Origin of the sequence: Cellvibrio sp. OA-2007 (assembly GCF_000953825.1) — a bacterium.
GTDB lineage: Bacteria > Pseudomonadota > Gammaproteobacteria > Pseudomonadales > Cellvibrionaceae > Cellvibrio.
The window spans coordinates 153,927-179,749 of the sequence record NZ_BBUL01000097.1 but is presented as its reverse complement, the minus strand read 5'-3'; the positions used below and the strand labels follow the sequence as shown (position 1 = coordinate 179,749).

21 protein-coding genes are annotated in these 25,823 nt (G+C 46.1%); 15 read left to right on the top strand and 6 right to left on the bottom strand.

Features of this window, described 5'->3' with window-relative positions; all coding sequences use genetic code 11:
- Positions 1-4 precede the first annotated feature (4 nt).
- The 3 genes from AWU77_RS19180 to dusA form a co-directional block, all read right to left on the bottom strand.
- Entirely contained in the window at positions 5-478 is a 474-nt protein-coding gene (locus tag AWU77_RS19180; protein WP_084618558.1) for a TerB family tellurite resistance protein, read from the bottom strand.
- Positions 471-1,424: a transaldolase gene (gene tal, locus AWU77_RS19175; RefSeq protein WP_062067422.1), complete on the bottom strand. Its 954-nt coding sequence runs from the start codon at positions 1,422-1,424 to the stop codon at positions 471-473. Before tal ends, AWU77_RS19180 begins: the two co-directional genes overlap by 8 nt.
- A 133-nt stretch (positions 1,425-1,557) precedes the next feature.
- On the bottom strand, positions 1,558-2,574 hold the full coding sequence (gene dusA, locus AWU77_RS19170; RefSeq protein ID WP_062067419.1) for a tRNA dihydrouridine(20/20a) synthase DusA: 1,017 nt from the start codon (positions 2,572-2,574) through the stop codon (positions 1,558-1,560).
- A 124-nt stretch (positions 2,575-2,698) separates the two neighbouring features.
- Between dusA and moaC the strand changes: the two genes are divergently transcribed.
- Genes moaC through moaE form a run of 3 tightly spaced genes read left to right on the top strand, consistent with a single transcriptional unit; the run spans position 2,699 to position 3,883 of the window.
- Complete coding sequence (moaC, locus tag AWU77_RS19165) at positions 2,699-3,184, top strand: cyclic pyranopterin monophosphate synthase MoaC (RefSeq protein WP_062067416.1); 486 nt, start codon at positions 2,699-2,701, stop codon at positions 3,182-3,184.
- Positions 3,181-3,429 (top strand): molybdopterin converting factor subunit 1, encoded by a 249-nt coding sequence (gene moaD, locus AWU77_RS19160; RefSeq protein ID WP_062067413.1) that lies wholly within the window; start codon positions 3,181-3,183, stop codon positions 3,427-3,429. Before moaC ends, moaD begins: the two co-directional genes overlap by 4 nt.
- A 1-nt stretch (position 3,430) precedes the next feature.
- Positions 3,431-3,883 (top strand): molybdopterin synthase catalytic subunit MoaE, encoded by a 453-nt coding sequence (gene moaE / locus AWU77_RS19155; RefSeq protein WP_062067410.1) that lies wholly within the window; start codon positions 3,431-3,433, stop codon positions 3,881-3,883.
- A 61-nt stretch (positions 3,884-3,944) separates the two neighbouring features.
- On the opposite strand, the gene AWU77_RS19150 is transcribed toward moaE, so the two are convergent.
- Complete coding sequence (locus AWU77_RS19150) at positions 3,945-5,267, bottom strand: sugar MFS transporter (RefSeq protein WP_062067406.1); 1,323 nt, start codon at positions 5,265-5,267, stop codon at positions 3,945-3,947.
- Between the two features lie 271 nt (positions 5,268-5,538).
- Between AWU77_RS19150 and AWU77_RS19145 the strand changes: the two genes are divergently transcribed.
- Positions 5,539-6,570 carry a LacI family DNA-binding transcriptional regulator gene (locus AWU77_RS19145; RefSeq protein ID WP_062067403.1) on the top strand — a complete coding sequence of 344 codons (1,032 nt, stop codon included), beginning with the start codon at positions 5,539-5,541 and terminating at the stop codon, positions 6,568-6,570.
- A 71-nt stretch (positions 6,571-6,641) separates the two neighbouring features.
- Here the strand turns inward: AWU77_RS19145 and glk are convergent, their stop codons facing one another.
- A complete protein-coding gene (gene glk / locus AWU77_RS19140; RefSeq protein ID WP_062067400.1) occupies positions 6,642-7,646 on the bottom strand; it encodes a glucokinase in 1,005 nt (334 codons plus the stop codon).
- A gap of 556 nt (positions 7,647-8,202) precedes the next feature.
- Here glk and AWU77_RS19135 point away from each other — a divergent pair.
- Together AWU77_RS19135 and AWU77_RS19130 are read left to right on the top strand one after the other, a co-directional pair.
- On the top strand, positions 8,203-10,668 hold the full coding sequence (locus AWU77_RS19135; RefSeq protein WP_062067397.1) for a glycoside hydrolase family 3 protein: 2,466 nt from the start codon (positions 8,203-8,205) through the stop codon (positions 10,666-10,668).
- 484 nt (positions 10,669-11,152) lie between these two features.
- On the top strand, positions 11,153-12,397 hold the full coding sequence (locus tag AWU77_RS19130; protein ID WP_062067394.1) for an alginate export family protein: 1,245 nt from the start codon (positions 11,153-11,155) through the stop codon (positions 12,395-12,397).
- Positions 12,398-12,578: 181 nt separating this feature from the next.
- Here the strand turns inward: AWU77_RS19130 and AWU77_RS19125 are convergent, their stop codons facing one another.
- On the bottom strand, positions 12,579-13,859 hold the full coding sequence (locus AWU77_RS19125; protein WP_062067391.1) for a citrate synthase: 1,281 nt from the start codon (positions 13,857-13,859) through the stop codon (positions 12,579-12,581).
- Between the two features lie 631 nt (positions 13,860-14,490).
- Here AWU77_RS19125 and sdhC point away from each other — a divergent pair.
- The 9 genes from sdhC to sucD all read left to right on the top strand — a co-directional run bounded on the left by sdhC (position 14,491) and on the right by sucD (position 25,766).
- Positions 14,491-14,865 carry a succinate dehydrogenase, cytochrome b556 subunit gene (gene sdhC / locus AWU77_RS19115; RefSeq protein WP_062067384.1) on the top strand — a complete coding sequence of 125 codons (375 nt, stop codon included), beginning with the start codon at positions 14,491-14,493 and terminating at the stop codon, positions 14,863-14,865.
- Positions 14,859-15,230 carry a succinate dehydrogenase, hydrophobic membrane anchor protein gene (sdhD, locus tag AWU77_RS19110; RefSeq protein WP_062067381.1) on the top strand — a complete coding sequence of 124 codons (372 nt, stop codon included), beginning with the start codon at positions 14,859-14,861 and terminating at the stop codon, positions 15,228-15,230. Before sdhC ends, sdhD begins: the two co-directional genes overlap by 7 nt.
- On the top strand, positions 15,230-17,002 hold the full coding sequence (gene sdhA, locus AWU77_RS19105) for a succinate dehydrogenase flavoprotein subunit (protein WP_062067378.1): 1,773 nt from the start codon (positions 15,230-15,232) through the stop codon (positions 17,000-17,002). Before sdhD ends, sdhA begins: the two co-directional genes overlap by 1 nt.
- A gap of 45 nt (positions 17,003-17,047) precedes the next feature.
- The gene (locus AWU77_RS19100) at positions 17,048-17,752 is read left to right on the top strand and encodes a succinate dehydrogenase iron-sulfur subunit (protein WP_062067375.1); all 705 of its coding nucleotides are present in this window, start codon (positions 17,048-17,050) and stop codon (positions 17,750-17,752) included.
- A gap of 210 nt (positions 17,753-17,962) precedes the next feature.
- Positions 17,963-20,794: a 2-oxoglutarate dehydrogenase E1 component gene (locus AWU77_RS19095; protein WP_062067372.1), complete on the top strand. Its 2,832-nt coding sequence runs from the start codon at positions 17,963-17,965 to the stop codon at positions 20,792-20,794.
- 62 nt (positions 20,795-20,856) lie between these two features.
- Positions 20,857-22,050: a 2-oxoglutarate dehydrogenase complex dihydrolipoyllysine-residue succinyltransferase gene (gene odhB / locus AWU77_RS19090; protein WP_062067369.1), complete on the top strand. Its 1,194-nt coding sequence runs from the start codon at positions 20,857-20,859 to the stop codon at positions 22,048-22,050.
- A 104-nt stretch (positions 22,051-22,154) separates the two neighbouring features.
- Positions 22,155-23,594: a dihydrolipoyl dehydrogenase gene (gene lpdA / locus AWU77_RS19085; RefSeq protein WP_062067366.1), complete on the top strand. Its 1,440-nt coding sequence runs from the start codon at positions 22,155-22,157 to the stop codon at positions 23,592-23,594.
- A gap of 122 nt (positions 23,595-23,716) precedes the next feature.
- On the top strand, positions 23,717-24,883 hold the full coding sequence (gene sucC, locus AWU77_RS19080) for an ADP-forming succinate--CoA ligase subunit beta (protein WP_062067363.1): 1,167 nt from the start codon (positions 23,717-23,719) through the stop codon (positions 24,881-24,883).
- 10 nt (positions 24,884-24,893) lie between these two features.
- Positions 24,894-25,766: a succinate--CoA ligase subunit alpha gene (gene sucD / locus AWU77_RS19075; RefSeq protein ID WP_062067360.1), complete on the top strand. Its 873-nt coding sequence runs from the start codon at positions 24,894-24,896 to the stop codon at positions 25,764-25,766.
- The last annotated feature ends 57 nt before the right edge of the window (positions 25,767-25,823 follow it).

The following is a 25,823-nucleotide window of genomic DNA, read 5'->3' as shown; positions in this document are numbered from 1 at the left end:
AGATTCACTCATGACTTTTTGTTAAGTTCGCCTTAGTCAGGCTTTTGGCGCGAATAAAATCGGCGTGTGGCACATAAATTAAATCCGCCACTTTGCGAATAATATAGTCTTCGTATTTATCCAGATCCCCATCGGCATAAGCCATTTCCCACATGGCTCTCATCAAGTTAAATTTTTCTTCTGCGCTACAATTTTGATTAATAAGCTGAGTAAATTGATGCAGTGACGTTGCATGATTTGTCTCGTTTTTAGCGAGATTAATCAGCTCGGTGAGTTCATCAGGTGATAAAGAGAACTTGCGCGCAAGAATAGTGTTTAGATTATGCAATTCCACACCGGAAAATTGATGATCTGCCAAGGCTACTTCAACCAGTAAAGCAGCTACCGCCAATTGTTTTTGGTGATTGGATAGTGTGGGCGAGGCGTCACTTGCAGGTTGCAAGTGACGCTCGATAAAGCGCGAGAGTTTATTAAGCACGAGCTTTCAGTAAATTCTCAAGATTGATCTGATCTTTTACAAAACCGCGAATACCTTCAGCTAGTTTTTCGGTCGCCATTGCATCCTGATTCAAGCCAAAACGGAAGCTTGTTTCAGTCTCAATTTGTTTGGCAATTGCTGCACCGGTGTTATTAGGTGAAAGCTCACGCTTGAGTTCGCCTTTGTCTTGCTCTAACTCTTGCAGTAACTGCGGGCTGATAGTTAAACGGTCACAGCCTGCAAGTGCTTCAATTTCGCCAAGGTTGCGGAAGCTGGCTCCCATTACTACAGTGTTATAGCCATTTTGCTTGTAGTAATTGTAAATGTGACGTACAGATATAACGCCTGGATCTTCTTCAGCGGTATATTCTTTTTTGTCTGTGTTGGCTTTGTACCAATCCAGAATGCGGCCTACAAAAGGAGAAATCAAAAATACACCCGCATCAGCACAGGCAGCGGCTTGATTAAAACCAAACAGCAGGGTGAGGTTGCAGTTGATACCTTCTTTTTCCAGCACTTCTGCTGCGCGAATGCCTTCCCAAGTGGACGCGAGTTTAATCAGTACACGGGACTTATCGACGCCACCTTTTTCGTACAAACTGATCAGTTCGTGAGCTTTGGCGATAGAGGCTTTAGTATCAAACGACAAGCGTGCATCTACTTCAGTTGAGATGCGGCCGGGAACAATTTTCAAAATTTCCAAGCCAATTCCTACTGCCAAGTGATCACAGGCGGCACTTAATTGTTGTGCACTGTTAGTAATGCTTTTGCTGGCATTGATGGATGCCGCAAGCAAGTCTTGGTATTGCGGCATTTGTGCGGCTTTATACACCAGTGATGGGTTGGTGGTTGCATCCAGTGGCTTGTAAAGGCGGATGGCTTCGATATCGCCAGTGTCGGCGACTACATCGGTAAATTGTTTCAGTTGTTCAAGTTTACTAGTCACAGTGGTAATCCTATCTCTGAAAGTACAAGTGGTTGATCTTCGGTAATTGCCGTCAGATATATTATAGTCTTCATGACTTTATGTTGAAAGCAGTCATTTTTTATAAACAGATAATTGAATAGTGTTTGAGGCCTTAAGCATTTCCGGTTTCAAGGTTATCTGCTAATGGTACCTCATTTAATACAGCAAGAGCGCGCTCAAGCACTTCAATTCCTGCATTCGGTTTATGAGCTTGCTCACTGATAATCCTGCGAAACTGACGAGCACCAGGCAAGCCTTGATAAAGCCCAAGAATATGTCGCGTTAGATGATTGAGTCGAGTGCCGTTGGCTAGTTCTTCGTCACAATATTGTATGAATTTTTGCATGACTTCACCCCGGCTGACTACAGGCCTGTCAACGCCGTAGATTTGCTGATCAACTTGTGCCAAGAGATAGGGGTTGCTGTAGGCTTCGCGCCCAATCATGACACCATCAACATGTTCCAGCAGGTTTTTGCTTTGCGCAAGCGTTGTAATACCGCCATTAATGATGATATTCAGGTGCGGGAAATCCTGCTTCAGCTGATATACCTTATCGTACTGTAGCGGTGGAATCTCGCGATTCTCCTTGGGGCTTAAACCTTTCAACCAGGCTTTGCGCGCATGTACGATAAACGTGTGGCAGCCAGTTTCAGCTATGGTTCCCACAAATTTAACCAGCCCTTCGTAATCTTCCATGTCGTCAATACCAATACGGTGCTTGACGGTGACAGGGATTTTTACTGCGTTTTGCATACTGGCGATGCAATCTGCAACCAATTCGGGCTCTGCCATTAAACAGGCGCCGATCATGCCGTTTTGTACGCGATCACTCGGGCAACCGCAGTTGAGATTAACTTCGTCGTAACCCCAGTCCTCTGCAATGCGCGCGCATTCTGCAAGTGCTATAGGGTCGCTACCACCTAATTGCAGGGCTAGCGGGTGTTCACAGGCGTTGTAATCCAGAAAGCGCGATTTATCGCCGTGAAGCAATGCGCCAGTAGTAACCATCTCGGTGTAGAGCACCGCTTTTTTAGTTAACAGGCGCCAAAAAGTGCGGCAGTCTGATGTTGACCACTCCATCATAGGGGCAAGGGTAAAACGGCGGTCGAGAGAGTGGCTTGAAGTCATTAGGCTGTGGAATTCTGCTGCGAGGAAATAAAAGTGCGGTCATGGCCGATAGGTGTTTTATGATAGCGATATTTACTCCCAGCTGCACGGTAAAGTGTGGCGTATTACCTCGGACTAGCTGTTTATGTCACTAACTCATATAGATTCCCATGGGCACGCCAGTATGGTGGATGTCTCGGAAAAACCGGCCAGCGTGCGTGAAGCGCGCGCTTTTGCGAGGGTATTAATGAAGCCCGACACATTGGCGCAAATCAAAGCTAACAGTCTGAAAAAGGGTGATGTATTAGCTGTCGCACGTATTGCGGGTATTCAAGCGGCTAAAAAATGCGCCGATTTGATTCCGCTTTGTCATCCATTGGCGCTGAGTAAAGTGGCAGTTGATTTCGCAATAGATGACCAACAATCGGCGGTGGAGATTACTAGCTATTGCAAGCTCACTGGACAAACCGGTGTTGAAATGGAGGCGCTGACAGCAGCGAGCATTGCCGCTTTAACTATTTATGATATGTGCAAGGCTGTTGATATGGAGATGGTGATCGAACAGGTTTGTTTATTGGAAAAATCTGGCGGACGGCGAGGTCATTATCGCCGGCAGGAGCTTGAAGAATGATCCGGGTGTTATTTCTTGCCCAATTGCGCGAGCAGTTGGGTACTGCTGAGTTGCATATCCACAATGACAGTGTTGTTAGTATCTCAACTCTTAAGCAATATCTGGTAACTAACCATTCACATTGGGAACCGTTTATTGCCAATAGTAAATTGCTGGTTGCGGTAAATCATGCCTACGCTAAAGCGGACGTATCGATTAAATCAGGTGATGAAATTGCTTTTTTTCCACCGGTTACCGGAGGTTAATATGTCTTTTTCGATTGCAGTGCAAGTGCACGATTTTGATGTTGGGCACGAATATGCTGCGCTAACAGCAAACGATACGGCGGCAGGAGCGGTGGTATTTTTTGTTGGTCGCGTGCGCGATATGAATCATGCCCGCGATGTAAAGAGTATGTCGCTCGAACATTATCCCGGTATGACAGAAACTGTTTTGCAGCAAATTTTAGAAGAGGCAAAAGGGCGATGGGAGCTATTAGCTGCGCGCATTGTTCATCGCGTTGGCGAATTGCAAGTGGCTGACCAAATCGTATTTGTTGGAGTTACCAGTGTGCATCGTGAACACGCATTTCAAGCAGCAGAATTTTTGATGGATTTTTTAAAAACCCGCGCGCCATTTTGGAAGAAAGAAATAACTAGTCAAGGTGCGATATGGGTTGAGGAAAATGTTAAAGATGTTAAGGCAACGCAGCGTTGGTAAATATAATAGCTACATAGTATGTAAACAATGGGCGCCGTAGCGCCCATTTAATTATCAAAAACTAGAGATGCGCTGGTTCGGAATCTGGTGCTGCTTTGTAGATGCTGGCATATTTAATACCAAAATACATAATGTACAGGTAGCAAGCTGCGGGCAATAAAAAGGAAATTTGCAAACCAAATGTATCCGCTAATGCACCTTGGATCAGCGGTACAAGTGCGCCGCCAACAATCGCCATGCACAAAACGCCAGAACCTTGGCCGGTAAACTTACCTAGGTTGTGTAGTGCCATGCTGAAGATGGTTGGAAACATGATGGAGTTAAATAGGCCAACAGCGATAATGGCCCACATAGCCAGCTTGCCTTCGCTGAACGTAGCGGTTAAAACCAGCAAGACCGCACAGATGCAGTTGAATGCCAAGGTTTTGCCTGGGCTGACATAACGCATTACTGCAAAACCAATAAAGCGACCAACCATCGCACCGCCCCAGTAATAACTTACCAGGTGAGCTGCATCTGCTTCTTTTAGGCCAGCGATGTTTTCTTCGCCAAAAAAGTTAATTAACAAGCTACCGATGGCGACTTCTGCGCCAACATACAAAAAGATTCCGATCGCGCCCAATACCAAATGCTTATGTGAAAGTGCAGACTCTTTATTAGATGCCATATCACCGGATACACCGGGTGTATCTTCGTGCTGAATTTTTGGCAATTTAGCGAAAGCAAAAAATAATGCCAAACCGAGTAATGCCGCAGCCAGTGCAAGATAGGGGCCTTGAACGGTAGCCGCTTCTTTTGCGCGGTATTCAATAACGTCTGCTGCGGGTAATAAACTGAGCTGATCGGCAGTTAGAACCGCTCCTCCTAGAATTAAAATCCCGCCTAACCAAGGGGCGATGGTGGTTCCCAAAGAGTTAAATGCTTGAGTCAATGTTAAGCGACTGGATGCGGTTCTGGCTGGGCCAAGTATGGTGACATAGGGGTTTGCAGCAACTTGTAAAATGGTAATGCCAGATGCAAGCACAAATAACGCAAGCAGGAAAATGGCGTAACCACTGGTGGCGGCGGGATAAAACAATGCACAGCCTGATGCCGCGATAATCAAACCAGCAACAGCACCATTTTGGTAACCGAGCTTTTTAATGAGCGCACCGGCAGGCAATGAGATAACAAAATAGGCGCCGAAGAAGCAAAACTGTACCAGCATCGCTTGGGTATAACTTAATGTATAAACACTTTTTAAATGTGGAATCAAAACATCATTCATTGATGTTAATAGACCCCACATAAAAAACAGGATGGTGATAATAATGAGAGGCACAGTATTGTTACCTGTGTCCACCGAGCTGTGTTGCGTTGATGAGCCTTGCGGAATGCTGGCCATGGTTTTACCTCTTGTTATAAAAATAGTTGTATTTGTCGTGGTCTTAAATTGACGATTACCGATTAAAAGCCTGCGTCAAGCGCGCAGTACTATAATCCAAGGCTATTAGGCTGTCACATTGTTTGTTCCCGGTTTACAATCTGGAATCTAATATCCATCTTATGGTCAGTCTGACTTATATGATTGAGTGCAGCGTACGAATTAATTGGCCGTGGCAATTAAAAAGCGTGCGATAAGAAAAGCGATAAAAATCAACCTAGAGGTAACCCCTGTGGCAAAAGCAACCATCGACGACGTGGCCGCTCTCGCGGGCGTCTCCATGAAAACGGTGTCGCGTGTGGTAAACAACGAGCCCAACGTTCGCCCGGCAACCCGTGAAAAGGTTGAAGCTGCAATTAGTGCTTTGGATTATCGTCCCAATCAATCTGCGCGCAGCCTTGCTGGCAACTGCTCCTATCTGTTAGGGCTTATTTACGGTCACCCAAGTGCGCACTATGTATTGGATATTCAAGAAGGTGTATTGGAAATTTGTCGCCCACAGCGCTATGAACTTCTGGTGCATCCGGCTATTCATCGCGACCCCAATCTGATTAATGATGTGACCGACATGATTTTGGAAAAGCGTGTTGATGGTGTGATGCTGACACCGCCGCTATCTGACAATATGAACGTGATCAATTTGCTGAAGAAGATGAATATTCCATTTGTGCGTGTGGCGCCGACGGAAAATAAATCAGCATCACCTTATGTTGAAACTAACGATGAAGAAGCCTCCTACGATATGACTTGTCAACTTATTGCTATGGGGCATACGCGCATCGGGTTTATCTGCGGCCATCCAGATCACCGCGCCATGTCATTGCGCTATGAAGGTTATAAGGCTGCGCTGGTAGAAAACGATATACCCTTGATAAAGAGCTTGGTGGAGCAGGGCGATAACTCATTTGAATCAGGTGAAATGTGCGGGAAAAAGTTATTGGGCGATGCCCAGCGACCTACAGCTATTTTTGCTGCGAACGATGATATGGCAGCAGGAGTAATGATGGTGGCGCATCAGATGGGCATTAAAATTCCAGGGCAGTTGTCGGTTGCGGGGTTTGATGATACCCCCGTCGCGCACCAGATTTGGCCTGCATTAACCACGATTCGTCAGCCCATTCGGCAAATGGCAAAAAAGGCAACTGATTTGCTACTTAAGCAATTAAAAGGGCGTGAGATTCAATTGCCTGCGAGTATGCTGAGTTCCAGTATCATCTCTCGCGAGTCAACCGGGCCGTTGCTTAAGCCCAAAGATAAACATTAAAAATATAAATCTTGCTCAAATAAAAAATGCACCCGCGGGTGCATTTTTTATTAACAGGATATTGAACTATATCAATGTGCTTTTAATTCGACAGTGTTGTGAATTAACCAGGCGGCAGAGCCGACCAGCGCGGCTTTGTCATTCACAATCAGGCGAATAGAAATATCGCTGACATATCCCGCCATCGGGCCTTTGTTTTTGTAGCGCTCAAGAAAGTGAGACTCGGGCAACAAATCTTTCAGCTTGGGGGTAATTCCTCCGCCGATAACAACGCCGCCGCGCGCGCCAACTGACAGCGCTTTGTCGCCAGCCACTTCACCCAATACATCACAGAAAGTTAACACTGCTTCGCGGCATAGCGGGTCTTCATTAGCGAGGCCTTTGGTGCTTACGTCGGCGGGAGTATAGGGTTTTGCTTCGGCTCCCGAGTTATGGGCGAGTGCGCGATAAAGTGTTACCAAGCCACCGCCCGACAAAATATTTTCGACTGATACGTGAGCTTGCTCTTTCAATAAAAATGATTTTATCGCGAGCTCTTTGTCATTGGTGGGGGCAAAACTGGCGTGACCACCTTCGGTAGGAATGATTTTCCAGTTGTTTTGGCTTGGGACCAATGCCGCCATACCAAAACCTGTACCAGGCCCCATGACTACAATCGGTGCCTCAGCGTTGGCTTTGTTGGATTCGTACAACGTGACGAGTTCGTTTTCTTGTAAAAATGGAACCGCATAGGCGAGAGAGGCGAAATCGTTAATAACGTGTAGAGTTTTCATGCCCAGCTGATCGCGCAAACCATCAATTGAGAACTTCCAATTCAAGTTGGTCATAGATGCCTGACCATTTTCAATAGGGCCTGCAATCGCAAGACAGCCATAGGCGGGAATATCAATTCCAAATTGACTACAACATGCTTTAATCATCGCTGCCATGTCGGCATGCTCAGCACACTTGAGTGTAATTTGACGCTCTGCTGTGTAATTAATTTGGCCATTTGCGCGAACATTTTCTGCATCGTATTCGACTAAACCAAAACGGCCATTGGTGCCGCCGATATCTGCAACCAGTAACAGGCTCATGTGACTCCTCAACTTCTTTTATATAGAAGATTAAATAGTTATAGGGGGTATGTGTTGTTGGGTAGTGGTTAGGCGCGGGAGGATAACATTAAACTGAATGGGCGGAAATTCACTTTGCTGACATATGTTAGGTGAGTGCGGTGATTTTTTCAGTGCACATTTCTGGTGCTTTCGGGATGATTTATTCACATAGGTTACTCATCAAGTTATTTTTTTGAGTTTTTGCAATGCTGGCTGGAGTCTGTCTATTCATTGGTTGACAGCGCTGTCATTAGATAGTAGTTTGCGGCAGCCTGGAAGTAATATGAGTCGTATTGTGGTCGTAATTACATAAGAAATGTGATGTCACACTAGGTGCTCACTGATGAGTGCACTGCATAGATAAGTTCTCGCCCCGATAAGATATTGCTCAACGGGGAGCTCAAGGAGTCTTCCGTTAAATGATCAAATGGCTGCTACTTTAAATAGGAGTCACCCATCAGGCTGCCATGCCAGTTTAGATATCGGTCAATACATTAACTATTATTAGCTAGACACCCCTACGGAGGTTGCAAACGTGCAGTGGCCCAGCATCACCAGCAAAGTGAAAAAAGATCCAGCGCTTGAGGCGAAAATCGATGAATTGCTCGCGCAGTTAAGTCTTGAGGAAAAAGTGGGGCAGATGATCCAGCCGGAAATTCGCCACCTGACACCGCAAGATGTTAAGGATTACCACATTGGCTCGGTGTTAAATGGCGGTGGCTCGGTTCCCAATGGCAATCGTTATTCAAAAGCTGCGGATTGGCTGGCAATTGCTGACGCTTATTATCAAGCATCCATGGATACCAGCGACGGTAAACTGGCTATTCCAATTATGTGGGGTACAGATGCTGTACACGGTGTGGGCAATATCGTTGGGGCGACTTTGTTTCCGCACAATATTGCTCTTGGCGCAGCGCGCAACCCTGAGTTGATAAAAGAAATTGGTCGCATTACGGCAACTGAAATTGCTGTTACTGGCTTGGATTGGGATTTTTCTCCCACTGTTGCTGTTGCAAGAGATGATCGCTGGGGGCGCACTTACGAATCCTATTCTGAACATCCTGAGCTCGTGCGCGAATACGCAGGCATGATGGTAGAAGGCTTGCAGGGTGATCCGCGTGATGCCAGCTTCCTCTCCAAATACAGTGTCATTTCAACCGCAAAACATTTTATTGCCGATGGCGGCACCCATAACGGCATTGATCGCGGCAATTGTCTTGATGATGAAGAGACATTGTTTCGTGTGCATGCAGCGGGTTACTACAGCGCAATTGAGGCTGGAGTTCAAAGTGTGATGGCCTCTTTTAATAGTTGGCATGGCGAGCATATGCATGGACATCGCTATTTGTTGACCGACGTGCTGAAAAATCAGATGGGTTTTGATGGTTTGGTGGTGGGTGATTGGAATGGTCATGGTTTTGTGGCAGGTGCAACGGTATTGAACTGCCCGCAAGCGATTAACGCCGGATTAGATATCTTTATGGTGCCTGATCCAGATTGGAAACAGCTTTTTAGCAATACAGTCGAGCAAGCGCGCACAGGTGTTATCCCCATGGCGCGAGTTGACGATGCTGTGCGTCGTATTCTGCGCGTCAAACTGCGTGCAAAGCTATGGGAAAAAGGCCTGCCATCTACGCGCCCACTTGCGGGTAAAGATGAATTGCTCGGTGCTCGTGAGCATCGCGCCATTGCACGTCAGGCGGTCCGTGAATCTATCGTATTGCTAAAAAATAAAAATAATATTCTGCCCTTGTCTGCCAAGTTGAATATCCTTGTGGCTGGGGATGGGGCAGACAATATTAGTAAGCAGACAGGTGGTTGGTCAGTCAATTGGCAAGGCACTGGCAACACCATGGCCGATTTTCCTGGCGCGACCACCTTGTGGTCGGGTATCCAGAGTGCGGTTGCTAATGCTGGTGGAAAGGTCACTCTAAGTGTCGATGGTACTTTCAGTGAAAAGCCGGATGTTGCGATCGTTATATTTGGAGAGGATCCCTACGCTGAAATGCAGGGCGATATTCAGCATCAGCTATTAAAAGCGGGTGATACCAGCGATTTGGAGTTGCTTAAGAAATTAAAGTCTCAGGGGATTCCCGTGGTGGCATTGTTTGTCACTGGTCGCCCCATGTGGATTAACCGCGAATTAAATGCATCCGATGCATTTGCGGTAATTTGGCAGCCGGGTACTGAAGGTGCCGGTGTGGCTGATGTGATCTTCAAGAATGCTAATGACAAAATTAATTTCCCAGTGCAAGGTCGCTTGGCATTTTCCTGGCCTAAGTCGCCAGACCAAGGCACGTTAAATATTGGTGATAAAGATTACGATCCTTTGTTCGCCTACGATTTTGGTTTGAAATACGGTGATGTAGATACCTTAGGCGATAATTTGTCGGAAGAGGGAATCGTTTTTGAAGCTAGTTCTGCGGTGTTAGAGCTATTCAATCGTCGCCCCATGGGGGCTTATGGCATTATTTTGGAAGGCAAAAATAATGACCGAACTAATCTTAATGGCAATGTCGCCAGTGTAACGACACTCACGGTAACTTGTGTTGATCGCGATGTGCAAGAAGATGCGCGCCGCGCAGTGTGGAATGGAGCAGGGGAGGGGCTAGTGGCCATATCGACGGCCAATCGACAGGTGTTGAGCGATTATTATGAATCCAACTCGGCATTGGTAGTGGATATTAAGGTAGATCTGGCGCCGGAGCACAAAGCATGGGTGCGAATCGGTTGTGGCCCCTCCTGCTATTCGCAGGTGGATATTACGCAAGAGTTAACTAGTATCGCGGGTTGCGGATGGCACAGGCTTATGGTTGACCTTAAATGTTATCCTGATGCAGGTACTGATTTTGGTCTGAAGAGAACGCCGCAAGAGCTGTTTGCATTGATATTGGAGCCTTTTGCGTTGGTAGCTAATGGCCAAATGGATGTGACCTTTTCACATGTGCGTATAGAAAAAGATTTGGCTCAAGGGGCGAGTGTACGTTTGAGTGCGCTATAGCTTTCTTTATTGCTTGGTAACTATTATCAGAGAGCCGCACAGACATAGTGCGGCTTTTTTTATCAGCTAAACATACCTTTTTTCCTTTTCCATTGTTTTGATCCGTTATTGTGCATGATAAAAAGTTGGCGTGCATTTTTGTGATCCAAAATTGCCCTGGTTAATAATCCAATTTGATTGAAAATGGCGCGCTAAAAAATCCCATGTCCCTATAACAGGGCGAGCTAAAAAAATGCATTTTTTTTAAAATGACTTTTTTAAAATTTATATCCTATTGATAAATAATGAATTGTTTCATTGTTTCTGCTTTAAAAAATCAATTGGCATAAGCCTTGCTCTACTAGTTATCAGTCATCCCCATGTTGTGCTTGCAAATTAATAAGCTTCATTTTTAGTGCACAACAAACAATAAATTTGAAATTAAATTTATTAACGCGGTGCTGATTATCTAACACACACATCGAAAAACTTTGGAGAAGGTTCTATGAAAAAAAATACGATTCATCTTCTTGCTGCGGCCGTTAGCTCACTGATTTGTGCAGCGCCAGGTGTCTCTGCAAAAACATTCACGGAATCTATGCAGCAGGGCAGTGTAATAAAAGTTAATTTTCGCACGCGTTATGAAGACGTCACTGAGGATGTGTTGAATACGCAGGGTAATAAAACTGGCGAGAAGGAGGCCGATGCCTGGACAACAAGATCACGTTTGTCTTATCAATCGGGTCCATGGAATGGTTTTGGATTTTTTCTGGAAATGGATAATGTCAGTGAGATGACCAACGACGTTGATTATAGAACTGCGGGTAATGATCCAAAGAACACGACCAAGGCTGTTATTGCTGACCCTATAGGCACAGAGCTGAATCAAGGGTTTGTTTCTTACACTACTTTTAACAATCAAGTTAAGTATGGGCGCCAACGTTTGGTACTCGATAATTCACGTTTTATTGGTAATGTGGGCTGGCGCCAGAACGAGCAAACTTATGATGGTGTTTCTTGGACCAACAAAGCAGTTCGTTATACCAACTTTACTTACGCCTATATCAAAAATGTTAACCGTGTATTTGGTGAAGCAAATGCGGCATTAGGTGATTTAAATATGAATAGCCATGTATTGAATGCCAGCTACACCGGTTTTGATGCGGGTAAATTAATTGGGTATGCCTACTTGTTGGATGTAGAAAACCCTATTGCACAATTTGGTCTGACAAGTGATACCTATGGTGTGCGCTGGCAGGGTGCCGTAGGTGATGCTTTTACTTACAATTTGGAATATGCAACACAGCAAGACGCGGGAGCAAAGCAACTTTTTGATGCGGATTATATGCTCGCTGAAGGTACTTTTAATATTTCTCGTTTCAGTGTTGGTTTGGGGTATGAGGTGTTAGGTTCTGACAATGGCGCTTATGGTTTTGCAACTCCCTTGGCAACTTTGCATGCATTTAATGGTTGGGCTGATAAGTTTTTGGCAACTCCAAAAGATGGTTTGCAGGATAAATACTTGAATCTCGGGGTGACCTTTGCGGGTGCTCAAGCCATGGTTAGTTACCATAAATTCGATGCTGATTTTGGTAGCGCAGACTATGGTGATGAAATCGATATTAGCCTCACGAAAAAAGTCGGTGCCGTGGTTTGGACTGCAAAATATGCTCAATATGCAATGGGTGATGCGGCAACTAAAGTGGTAGATACCAATAAGTTTTGGTTGATGGCAGATTGGAATTTCTAAGCTTTAATTTTTCTTTGGATTATCGGTAACAAATATATTCCGAAGTGGCTTGTTTGTTTGTTGGTTGACTACAAATCCCGGCTGGTTGCAGTCGGGATTTTTTTATGGTTCTGGTGAGGCTTTGTGTTTAATAATAAAAAAGGCCGCGATGCGACCTTTTTGAGTTTACCTGCAAGCGCAATTATTTTTGTGGGTAATCGCGTTTCGGGCTGCCGGTGTACTGTTGACGAGGGCGCCCAATTTTATAGGGGCTGCTGACCATTTCATCCCAGTGAGAGTACCAGCCTACTGCGCGACCAAGTGCAAAAATCACGGTGAACATTTCGGTAGGAATACCGATTGCTTTCATGATAATGCCCGAATAGAAGTCAACATTTGGGTACAGCTTTTTGGAGATAAAATAGGGGTCTTCCAGAGCGATTTGTTCCAGACGCTTGGCAATCGCTAAGAGTGGATCGTTTTCCAAACCTAATTCAGCTAATACTTCATCGCAAGTTTGTTTCATTACTTTGGCGCGCGGGTCAAAGTTTTTGTAAACGCGATGACCGAAGCCCATCAAGCGGAAACCTGATGTTTTATCTTTTGCGCGCGCTACACACGCTTCAATATTTTCAACGCTACCAATTTCTTCCAGCATTTCTAACACGGCTTCATTGGCGCCGCCATGTGCAGGCCCCCACAGAGTTGAGATCCCTGCGGCTATAGCTGCAAACGGATTGGTGCCTGATGAGCCAGACAGACGCACGGTAGATGTTGATGCGTTTTGTTCATGATCTGCGTGCAATACAAAAATGCGATCCATTGCTTTGGCAATGGTTTTGCTCACGTTAGGTGCTTTGCCTGCGGTGCCAAAAGTCATGTTCAAATAGTTTTCGGCATAGCTGAGGCTGTCGTCTGGTGCGATGAACTCTTCACCTTGACGATGCTTGTAAACCATTGCAGAAAGCGTTGGCATTTGGCCAATTAATCGATAAGCAGTTAGTTTGCGACTTGCTTCATTGGTAATATCGATTTCGTCGTTGTAAACCGCTGCGAGTGCGGCAACAGCGCTGCACAAAATCGCCATAGGATGGGATTCGCGCTTGAAGCTTTTAATGATATTGGCAATGGAGGGGTCTACAGCGGAGTGTTGCTTGATTGCGGCAGTAAATTCTTCTTTTTGTGCTGGTGTTGGCAGTTCGCCATTTAATAAGAGGTAACAGGTTTCAAGGTAATCAGAGGAGACAGCCAGTTGTTCAATCGGGTAGCCGCGGTGGAGTAGCACTCCTTCTTCGCCATCAATAAATGTAATACCTGATTCGCATGAGGCGGTGGACATAAAGCCCGGATCAAACGTGAAAAAGCCATTCTTGGTAATGCTGGTAACGTCGATGACATCGGGGCCGATAGTGCTTGAATAAATAGGTAATTCAATCGTCGTATTAATGCCATCAATCGTGAGATGTGCTTTCTTGTCAGTCATTACTGACTCCTGTGCTTACTGATTGGACTTAAGGCTTGAGAGAAGCATGTTTCGCTCTGCTCAACTGATAAAAGCTGTAGGTGGCTGCGCGTTGTGCAAGTAGCCCTACATTTAATAGCGTCATAGGCCGGCTATATTTTTATGGGCTGGTCGACTTCTTATGTAGTTGGTCGACGCTGCCGTGTGCGAGCGGCATTATAGATGAGTTAATTGTTAAGGAGAAAGTTTTTGGCGCATCTCTGGGGTAATTTCTTTTATCTTTTTGAAAAAAATTGCATGGTTGAGTGTCGCTTCAGTGGTGGTGCGTTAGGTTATCTCTAGGGGCTGTTTAGGTGGTTGCACTCATCTGGAGCGGTGCGCCCGAAAGTGCGCGCTTGAGGTGCGTTTTTGTTGGAATCTTTTAATGTAATCAAGGCGTTGCGTAAAAGTGCCGTTAAAAAAATGGCGATATTCTGATGTTGTAATTTGGGTTGGTTTCCATTGGGGTTTTTGTTTGTGTTTCCAGAGGCCAATCTCTATAATGCTGCGCGACTTGCAGGGCGTGTTTCATTTAAGGTCATTTTTAAATGATAAAAAAATGAAGCGCTTATTCTTAAACCTGCCCGCGATGGGCATAAAGGTGAGATAGACCGTGAACAAGAAAAGACCTGTCAACCTAGATATAGCGACGATTAAACTCCCCATTACTGCCTACGTTTCCATTCTTCATCGTGCCTCTGGTGTTTTCCTTTTTGCCGGTGTTGCTGTCCTTTTGTGGATGCTCGATACCAGTCTTGATTCGCAGGAAGGTTTTAACAGCATGAGTGATATGGCTGCAAACCCTATTTGTCAATTTGTCCTCTGGGCTGTGTTGGCGGGGTTGGCTTATCACATGGTGTTAGGTATTCGCCACTTGATTATGGATTTCGGTATTGGTGAATCACTTCAAGGCGGTCAAACCGGCGCTAAGATTGCGTTGTTTGTTGCCATTGTTCTGATCGTATTGGCGGGGGTGTGGGTATGGTAACTTCAGTAACCAGTTTCGGGAGAAGTGGTCTTTACGATTGGCTGATCCAGCGTGTTGGTGGTGCTGTTATGGCGGCATACACGATTTTTATTGTCGCCTATTTGGCATTAAATCCTGAGCTGACTTTCGAGCAGTGGCAATCCCTTTACAATCAATTGTGGATGCGCGTGTTTACTCTTGTCACTCTTCTTTCCTTTATATCCCATGCTTGGATTGGTTTGTGGGCGGTGCTGACTGATTATTTAACTACTCGTCTATTAGGCTCCAAAGCAACTTTCTTACGTATATTCGCCCAGATAGTTCTGGGTGCAGTTGCAGTCACCTATTTGGTTTGGGGTGTTCAGGTAATTTGGGGTGTTAACTAATGGCTACTATGCGCACGATTTCTTTTGACGGTATTGTGGTTGGCGGCGGTGGCGCGGGCATGCGCGCAGCTTTGCAATTGGCTCAATCCGGTTATAAAACAGCAGTAATTACTAAAGTATTTCCAACCCGTTCACACACTGTATCTGCCCAAGGCGGTATTACTTGTGCAATTGCTAGTGCTGATCCAAATGACGATTGGCGCTGGCACATGTATGACACTGTAAAAGGTTCTGACTACATCGGTGATCAGGATGCTATTGAATACATGTGTTCAGTCGGTCCAGAGGCTGTGTTTGAGCTAGAGCATATGGGCTTGCCATTCTCTCGTACTGAAGAGGGGCGTATTTATCAACGTCCATTTGGCGGTCAATCTAAAAATTTCGGCGAAGGTGGTCAGGCGGCACGTACATGTGCTGCTGCAGACCGTACCGGCCATGCATTGCTGCACACTCTTTACCAAGGCAATCTGAAAAATAAAACTGTATTCCTGAACGAATGGTTTGCCGTTGATTTGGTAAAAAATGAAGACGGTGCGGTGGTTGGTGTTATCGCAATTAATATTGAAGACGGTGAAACCGTTTATGTAAAAGCAAAGGCAACCGTATTGGCGACCGGTGGCGCAGGGCGTATTTATGCATCCACGACGAATGCGCATATTAATACCGGTGATGGTGTTGGTATGGCATTGCGTGCTGGTTTTCCAGTGCAAGACATCGAGATGTGGCAGTTCCACCCAACCGGTATCGCTGGAGCTGGCGTATTGGTGACCGAGGGTTGCCGCGGTGAAGGTGGTTACCTGATCAACGCGGAAGGCGAGCGCTTTATGGAGCGTTATGCGCCCAATGCAAAAGACCTTGCGGGTCGTGACGTAGTGGCGCGTTCGATGATTCAGGAGATTATCGCAGGGCGCGGTGTCGGCCCGAATAAAGATCACGTATTGCTGAAGCTCGATCATTTGGGTGAAGAGGTACTGGAAAGCAAGTTGCCAGGTATTTGCGAATTGTCGCGCACCTTCGCTCATGTTGATCCGGTTTATGCGCCAATTCCGGTGGTTCCAACCTGCCATTACATGATGGGTGGTATTCCTACCAACGTGAATGGTCAGGCGTTGACTGTTGATGCGGAAGGCAATGATGTAGTTATTGATGGCCTTTTTGCTTGTGGTGAAGTGGCTTGTGTGTCCGTCCACGGTGCCAACCGTTTAGGTGGTAACTCACTGCTCGATTTAGTAGTATTTGGCCGTGCAGCTGGTTTGTACATCGAAAAGGCATTGCGTGAAGGTATTGAACATCGTGATGCAACCCAGTCAGACATTGACAAGGCCATGGCGCGCCTGAACAAAATCAATACATCTACCACAGGTGAAAGTGCTTCGATTCTCCGTAAAGAGTTGCAAACCATCATGCAAAACTACTTCGGTGTATTCCGTAAGGGTGAGTTTATGCAGAAAGGTATTGAGCAGCTTGCAGAGCTGCGCAAGCGCATTGAAAACGTCTCCATTACCGATAAGAGCAATGCGTTTAATACAGCTCGTATTGAGGCATTGGAATTGCAAAACTTGCTTGAAGTGGCTGAGGCAACGGCAATCGCGGCGGAAGAGCGCAAAGAATCACGCGGTGCTCATGCGCGCGATGACTTTGAGGATCGTGATGATGCCAACTGGTTGTGTCACTCAATGTATTTCCCCGGTGAAAAGCGTGTAGGCAAGCGTGCGGTAAATTTCAAACCGCGCACTATGGAAGCTTTCCAACCTAAAAAACGCACCTATTAATAACCACGTTGGTAATAACCGCATAGGTTAATCGGGAGAAAAATTATGTTGAAAGTTCAAGTTTATCGCTACAACCCTGACACAGATAATGCGCCCTATATGAAGACCTATGAGTTAGACACTCAGGGTAAAGACTTGATGGTGCTGGATGTATTGGAATTACTGAAAGCGCAAGATGAAAGCTTGGCTTATCGTCGCTCATGCCGTGAAGGTGTATGTGGCTCTGACGGTATGAATATTAATGGCAAGAATGGATTGGCTTGCATCAAGCCAATTTCTGAATGCGTAAAAAACAATACGCTGATTCTGCGCCCCTTGCCTGGTTTGCCAGTAATCCGCGATCTAGTGGTTGATATGACTCAGTTCTACGACCAATACAAGAAAATTGAACCTTACTTGCAAAACGATACGCCTGCGCCGGCAATCGAGCGTTTGCAATCACCTGCAGATCGCGAGAAGCTCGATGGTCTTTATGAGTGTATACTCTGCGCCTGTTGCTCAACGAGTTGTCCATCTTTCTGGTGGAATCCCGATAAATTCATTGGTCCTGCTGGTTTGTTACAAGCATATCGTTTCCTGGCAGATAGCCGTGATTTGGCGACAGAGAAGCGACTGGCCAATTTGGATGATCCTTTCAGTGTATTCCGTTGTCATGGTATTCAAAACTGTGTGGCGGTTTGCCCCAAAGGGTTAAACCCGACACGAGCCATTGGTCATATTCGTAATATGTTGTTACAGAGCGCTACCTAAGGTGGCGCTTTTCTGTATCTGAAGCTGACAAAAATATGATGACAAAGTGAGCGCCTTGGCACTCACAGCGTTGAAAAACTGTTTGTTGTAACTCAATGTTGCGACGACTTAAAAGCGGCGCTTTTAATCACAAGTTGAAAGCGTTTGGTAGCTAACCGCTAGTTGATAGCAGGGGATTTGCCTGAGTCCCCAATGATTAAGGTGAGTGGAATGCAAGACAGCATTATGGAGCAATTTTGGAGTACGTCTCACATCTCTGGTGGGAACGCTGCTTATGTCGAAGAGCTCTACGACACATATCTACACAATCCTAATGCCGTTCCTGAAGAATGGCGCAATTACTTCGATCAGCTTCCCCGTGTGAACGGTGTACTGACTCAAGATACTCCCCATTCGGTCATTCGTGCCCAATTCGAACAGTTGGGTAAATCCCGTGTTCGCACTGTCTCAGTGGCAGGGGGAGCTGTCAGTGCAGAACACGAACAAAAACAAATTAAAGTACTGCAACTCATTAGCTCTTACCGGTTCCGCGGTCATCAAAAAGCCCAGCTCGATCCATTGGGCATAATGAAACGCGACCCAGTTCCTGACTTAGAGTTAGGCTTTCATGGCCTTACCAATGCTGATTTAGACACTGTATTTAACGCCGGTGTTTTGTTTATTGGTAAAGAGCAGGCAACTTTGCGTGAAATTATTGAAGCATTAGAAAAGACCTATTGTGGTCATATCGGTGCTGAAATTATGCACATTACGCCACTCGCCGAAAAACAATGGTTGCAGCAGCGTCTTGAGAGTGTGCGTTCTAATCCCGAGTTCAGTAAAGAACAGCGTCTTGCCTTGCTTGAGCGTTTGACTGCTGCTGAAGGCCTTGAGCGTCATCTCGACAGTAAATATCCTGGAACCAAACGTTTTGGTCTTGAGGGCGGTGAAAGTTTCATCCCACTCGTAGATGCTTTGGTAAAGCGTGCAGGCACCTACGGCGCAAAAGAAATTGTTTTGGGTATGGCTCACCGTGGTCGTTTAAATACCTTAATTAATGTGTTTGGTAAAAGCCCCGCAGAATTGTTTGCCGAATTTGATGGCAAGCGTTCATTGAATACCTCAGGTGATGTTAAGTATCACTCAGGTTTTTCCTCTAATGTAATGACCCCGGGTGGCGAATTACATATGGCGATGGCATTCAACCCGTCGCATTTGGAAATTGTATCACCTGTTGTTGAGGGGTCTGTTCGCGCGCGTCAAGATCGCCGCAATGATAAGACTGGTGCCAAAGTGGTGCCGATCAATGTGCATGGCGATGCCGCGTTCGCTGGTCAAGGTGTAGTTATGGAGACATTCCAAATGTCCCAAACTCGCGCTTATGGCACAGGCGGTACTTTGCATATTGTGATTAACAACCAAGTGGGTTTTACCACTAACAAGCGTGAAGATGCCCGCTCGACAGAATATTGCACTGATGTTGCAAAAATGATTGAGTGTCCAATTTTTCATGTGAATGGTGATGATCCTGAAGCGGTGCTTTTTATTGCGCAGTTGGCAATGGATTACCGGTATGAGTTTAAGAAAGATGTAGTGATTGATTTGGTTTGTTATCGCCGCCGTGGTCATAATGAAACCGATGAGCCTTCGGCTACTCAACCGCTGATGTATCAAATCATTCGCAGCTTGAAAACTACCCGCACTCTGTATGCGGACAAATTAGTCGCTGAAAATATCCTCAGCCAAGCTGCAGCAGATGATATGACTACTGTATATCGCGCGGCATTAGACCGTGGAGAGAATGTTGCCAGTGGTTTAGTAAGCGAGCCGGATCGCAGTTTGTTTGTGGACTGGTCGCCCTACATTGGTCACGACTGGCTCACTCCAGCTAACACTGGCTGCGATCTCAAAACGTTGCAAGCAGCTGCTAATAAAATGTGCGAAATTCCAGATGGCATTGTGCTGCAAAAGCAAGTTGAGAAAATTTACGAAGACCGCCGCAAAATGGCTGCTGGAGCATTGGCGCTGAATTGGGGTATGGCTGAAACTTTGGCTTATGCAACCTTGATTGAGCAGGGTTTTCAGATTCGGATGACCGGCCAGGATGTTGGTCGTGGTACCTTCTCTCATCGTCATGCGGTAATACACAGTCAGAAAGATGGCGCAGCTTACGTCCCTTTGGCAAATATGGCGCCGAGTCAGCCATCCTTTGAGTTGTTTGACTCTTACTTGTCAGAAGAGGCTGTACTTGCTTTTGAGTATGGTTATTCAACAACAGCACCAACTGGGTTGGTGATTTGGGAGGCGCAATTTGGCGACTTCGCAAATGGTGCACAAGTGGTAATCGACCAATTTATAACTAGTGGTGAACACAAGTGGGGTCGGTTGTGCGGTTTGACTATGTTGTTGCCACATGGATATGAGGGGCAGGGACCAGAGCATTCATCTGCTCGTCTTGAACGCTTTATGCAATTGTGCGCTGAGCACAATATTCAAGTTTGTGTGCCGACTACACCTGCACAGGTATTCCATATGTTGCGCCGCCAAGCGATTCGCCCTATGCGTCGTCCATTAGTAGTAATGAGCCCTAAATCGTTGCTGCGCCATAAGTTGGCAACTTCAACTTTGGAAGAATTGGCAAATGGTTGCTTCCAAAATGTCATTGGCGACAATAGTGTTGATCCTGCAAAAGTGGAGCGTGTTGTGCTTTGTAGTGGCAAGGTGTATTACACCCTGCTTGAAGAGCGCACTGCCCGCAATCAGGAAAATATTGCACTGATCCGTCTAGAGCAGTTGTATCCCTTCCCTGAAGAAGAGCTGAAAGCGGCCATGGCCCCGTTCAAAGATATTAAAGATATCTTCTGGTGTCAGGAAGAGCCTATGAACCAAGGTGCTTGGTATAGCAGTCAGCATCATATGCGCCATGTTGTGCAAACGCTGTTTGGTAAAGAAATGTACCTGGATTACGTCGGTCGTGATCCATCGGCTGCACCCGCGGGCGGTTATATGTCTGCACACCTTGAAGAAGAAAGAAGTTTTGTAAATAAAGCGCTCACTGTGTGAGTGCTTTAACTAACTGATTTAATAGATCAAATAATCCTAGCGCTACAGAGAGATGGAATAGCATGAGTATCGAAATCAAAGCCCCTACCTTCCCTGAATCCGTTGCCGATGGCACGGTAGCAACCTGGCACAAAAAACCAGGTGAAGCCGTCAAGCGCGATGAGTTGATTGTTGATATTGAAACCGACAAGGTTGTATTGGAAGTAGTTGCGCCTGCCGATGGCAGCATCGCTGAAATTATTAAAGGCGAAGGCGAAACCATTTTGAGCAATGAAGTTATTGCACGTTTTGTTGAGGGTGCCGCGCCAGGCGCTTCTGTTGCCGCTGTTCCTGCAGCAACTGCACCAGCTCCCGTTGCGACTACCGCTGAAAAGTTGGTTAATCCGGCTGCGCGTAAAATGGCTGAAGAAAACAACGTCAATACCGCTGCCGTATCTGGCAGTGGTAAAGACGGCCGTGTGACCAAAGAAGATGTTGCTAATCATTTGAAATCAGCACCTGCTGTTAGCGCACCTGCAGCAGCGCCTGCCGCAGCAATTGAAGCGGTAGGTGATCGTGTTGAGAAGCGCGTACCCATGACGCGTCTGCGTAAGCGTATCGCAGAACGTTTGCTTGAGGCTTCTAACACTACTGCAATGCTCACTACATTTAATGAAGTGAATATGGGCCCGGTAATGGCTCTGCGTGCAAAATACAAAGATCAATTTGAAAAAGCGCATAATGGTTCACGTTTAGGCTTTATGAGTTTCTTTGTAAAAGCGGCTGCAGAGGCACTGCGTCGTTTCCCTGCTGTAAATGCTTCAATCGACAACAACGATATCGTTTACCATGGTTATCAGGATATTGGCGTTGCCGTATCAACTGATAAAGGTTTGGTGGTGCCGGTGTTACGTAATGCAGAAAACATGAGCCTGGCTACCATCGAAAATACTATTCGTGATTTCGGCCTGCGTGCACGTGACGGTAAATTAGGTATTGAAGAAATGTCTGGCGGTACTTTCACTATCACTAACGGCGGCGTGTTTGGTTCACTTTTGTCGACTCCAATTTTGAACTTGCCACAATCAGCGATTTTGGGTATGCACAAAATTCAAGAGCGCCCAATGGCGGTCAACGGCAAGGTAGAAATCCTGCCGATGATGTATTTAGCTTTGTCTTACGATCACCGTTTGCTCGATGGGAAAGAGGCTGTGCAATTCCTTGTGACCATCAAAGATTTGCTGGAAGATCCAGCGCGTATCTTGCTAGAAATATAACCTGCTTTTTTGAAACGCTCTTGGCAACCTAAGAGCGTTTTTTTATGTGAAGGGTTACTGCTCACAAGGCTGTAACCGACTGTTAATAATTTAGGAACATTGTTATGTCTGAAAAATTTGATGTGATAGTTATCGGCTCTGGCCCCGCGGGCTATGTTGCTGCCATTCGCGCTGCACAGCTTGGTTTGAAAACAGCTTGTGTTGAAAAGTGGAAAAACGAAGAAGGCAAGGGTGTTAATGGCGGTACTTGTTTGAATGTGGGTTGCATTCCATCTAAAGCGTTGCTCGATAGCTCTTACAAATACCATGAAGCAAAAGAAGATCTTGGCCTTCACGGTATCACCACTTCAGGCGTAGAGCTGAATGTTTCCTCGATGATTGCGCGCAAAAATCAAATCATCAAAAATCTGACTGGTGGTATTGCTGGACTGTTTAAATCTAACGGTGTTACTAGTTTGTTTGGTACAGGTAAATTGCTTGCAGGTAAAAAAGTTGAAGTCACTGATTTCGATGGCAATGTAACTGTATATGAAGCCGCAAATGTTATTTTGGCTTCAGGTTCTAGCCCAATCAATATTCCTCCAGCGCCTGTTGATAACGATGTCATTGTTAACTCTACCGGCGCATTGGAATTTACTGAAGTGCCAAAGCGTTTGGGTGTGATCGGTGCTGGCGTAATTGGTTTGGAATTAGGCTCTGTTTGGAATCGTTGCGGTTCTAAAGTGACCGTGTTGGAAGCGTTGGATTCGTTCCTTGCCATCATGGATCAACAAATCGCCAAAGAAACCCAAAAAATTCTGACCAAGCAAGGTTTGGATATCCGCACCAGTTCACGCGTAACGGGTTCAAAAGTAAACGGTAAAGAAGTAACCGTGACTTATTTGGATAAAGAAGGTAAGGAGCAACAAGAGACTTTCGATAAGTTGATCGTCTGTGTTGGCCGCCGTCCATTCACTGAAAATTTGTTAGCTGCTGATAGCGGTGTAAATTTGGATGAGCGCGGTTTTATTTTTGTAAACGAACAGTGTGAAACTAATGCGCCGGGCGTTTGGGCGATTGGTGATGTAGTGCGTGGTCCGATGCTGGCGCACAAAGGTTCCGAAGAGGGTGTGATGGTAGCCGAGCGTATCGCAGGTCAAAAATCACAAATTAATTACGACATTATTCCAAACGTAATTTATACCCACCCAGAAGTTGCCTCCGTAGGTAAAACCGAGGAGCAAATTAAAGCCTCTGGCGAGCCTTACAATGTTGGTACTTTCCCGTTCGCAGCCTCTGGTCGCGCAATGGCTGCCAACGAAACGCAAGGTCTGGTAAAAATTATTGCTCACGCTGAAACTGATCGCATCCTCGGTTGCCACATTGTTGGTCCAAGTGCTGCAGATTTGGTTCAGCAAGTGGCGATTGCAATGGAGTTCGGTTCAAGTGCAGAAGATTTGGGCATGATGGTGTTTGGTCACCCAACCCTATCGGAAGCAATCCACGAAGCAGCATTGGCGGTGCATGGTCATGCCATCCACATTGCCAACAAGAAGAAGCGTTAAGAGAACCATAGAGTCCTCGTTTTTTAGGCGGGGGCAGGCTCATAAGGCTTGTCCCCATCGATAACCCAGTTGGCATGTTTATCAAAATTTCATGTCCAACCATCGTCAAATGGAACTACACCATGAATTTGCACGAGTATCAGGGTAAGCAGCTGTTTGCCCAATATGGTTTGCCTGTCTCTAAAGGCATTGCTGCTGCGACTGTTGAAGAGGCTGTTGCTGCCGCAGATCAAATCGGCGGCGATATGTTCGTCGTTAAAGCTCAGGTTCACGCTGGCGGCCGCGGTAAAGCGGGCGGCGTAAAACTGGTTAAGAGCAAAGAAGATATTCGCGCTTTCGCTGAAAAGTGGTTAGGCAAGAATCTGGTGACTTACCAGACTGATGAAAAAGGCCAGCCAGTAAGCCGCATTTTAGTTGAGACTTGCACCGATATCGCCAAAGAATTGTACTTGGGTGCGGTGGTTGATCGCTCTAGCCGTCGCATCGTGTTTATGGCCTCTACCGAAGGTGGTGTAGAGATCGAGAAAGTAGCACACGATACTCCAGAAAAGATTTTAAAAGTTGCTGTTGATCCGCTGGTTGGCGCGCAGCCTTTCCAGGGGCGCGATCTGGCTTTCAAACTCGGTTTGGAAGGCAAGCAAATCAATCAATTCGTAAAGATTTTCTTGGGTCTTGCGCAATTGTTCAAAGAAAAAGATTTAGCTCTGTTGGAAGTTAACCCATTGGTTATTACTCCAGCTGGCGACTTGCACTGCCTGGATGCCAAATTGGTAATCGACGGCAACGCTCTGTACCGTCATCCAGAATTGAAAGCAATGCAAGATCCATCACAAGAAGATGCGCGTGAAGCTCATGCCGCAGCGTGGGAATTGAACTACGTTGCACTCGGTGGTGATATCGGTTGTATGGTTAACGGCGCTGGTTTGGCGATGGGAACCATGGACATCGTTAAATTGCACGGTGGTCAACCGGCTAACTTCCTCGATGTAGGCGGCGGTGCAACTAAAGAGCGTGTCGTTGAAGCATTCAAAATTATTTTGTCTGATGACGCTGTTAAAGCCGTATTCATCAACATCTTTGGCGGTATCGTACGTTGCGACATGATCGCAGAAGGCGTAATTGGTGCGGTTAAAGAAGTAGGCGTAAAAGTTCCTGTTGTTGTTCGTTTGCAAGGTAACAACGCTGAGATTGGCGCTAAAGTGCTGACCGAAAGCGGCCTGAACATTATCGCTGATACCGACTTGACTGGCGCTGCCAAGAAAGTAGTTGCAGCTGCTGCGAATCAATAAGGGGTGACACATGAGCGTTTTAATTAACAAAGATACCAAAGTAATTTGCCAGGGTTTTACCGGTGCGCAAGGTACTTTCCATTCTGAGCAAGCGATTGCTTACGGCACCAAAATGGTTGGTGGTGTAACTCCAGGTAAAGGTGGTCAAACTCACCTTGGCCTGCCAGTGTTTAACACTGTTGCTGAAGCGGTAGAAGCGACTGGTGCGACTGCATCAGTTATCTATGTTCCGGCTCCTTTCTGTAAAGATTCCATCCTTGAAGCAGCTAACGGCGGCATCAAGTTGATCGTGTGTATTACTGAAGGTATCCCAACTCTCGATATGCTTGACGCAAAAGTGAAGTGTGACGAGTTGGGTGTGCGCCTGATTGGCCCTAACTGCCCAGGTGTTATCACTCCGGGTGAGTGCAAAATCGGCATTATGCCAGGCCACATCCACAAGCCAGGTAAAGTAGGTATCGTTTCACGTTCCGGTACTTTGACCTATGAAGCGGTTAAACAAACTACCGATTACGGTTTCGGCCAGTCTACCTGTGTTGGTATTGGTGGTGACCCGATCCCAGGTTCTAACTTCATCGACATTTTGAAGTTGTTCCAAGCTGACCCACAAACTGAAGCGATCGTAATGATCGGTGAAATCGGTGGTTCTGCGGAAGAAGAAGCGGCTACTTATATCAAGGCAAACGTGACTAAACCTGTTGTGTCTTATATCGCTGGTGTAACTGCACCTGCTGGTAAGCGTATGGGTCACGCTGGTGCGATTATTTCTGGCGGTAAAGGTACTGCTGATGAGAAATTTGCTGCACTGGAAGATGCTGGTGTTAAAACCGTTAAGAGCTTGGCCGATATCGGTAAAGCACTGAAGGAAATCACTGGCTGGTAATTAATTTACTTGCTTAGTGTTTTCGAAAAGGCGATCTTCGGATCGCCTTTTTTTATA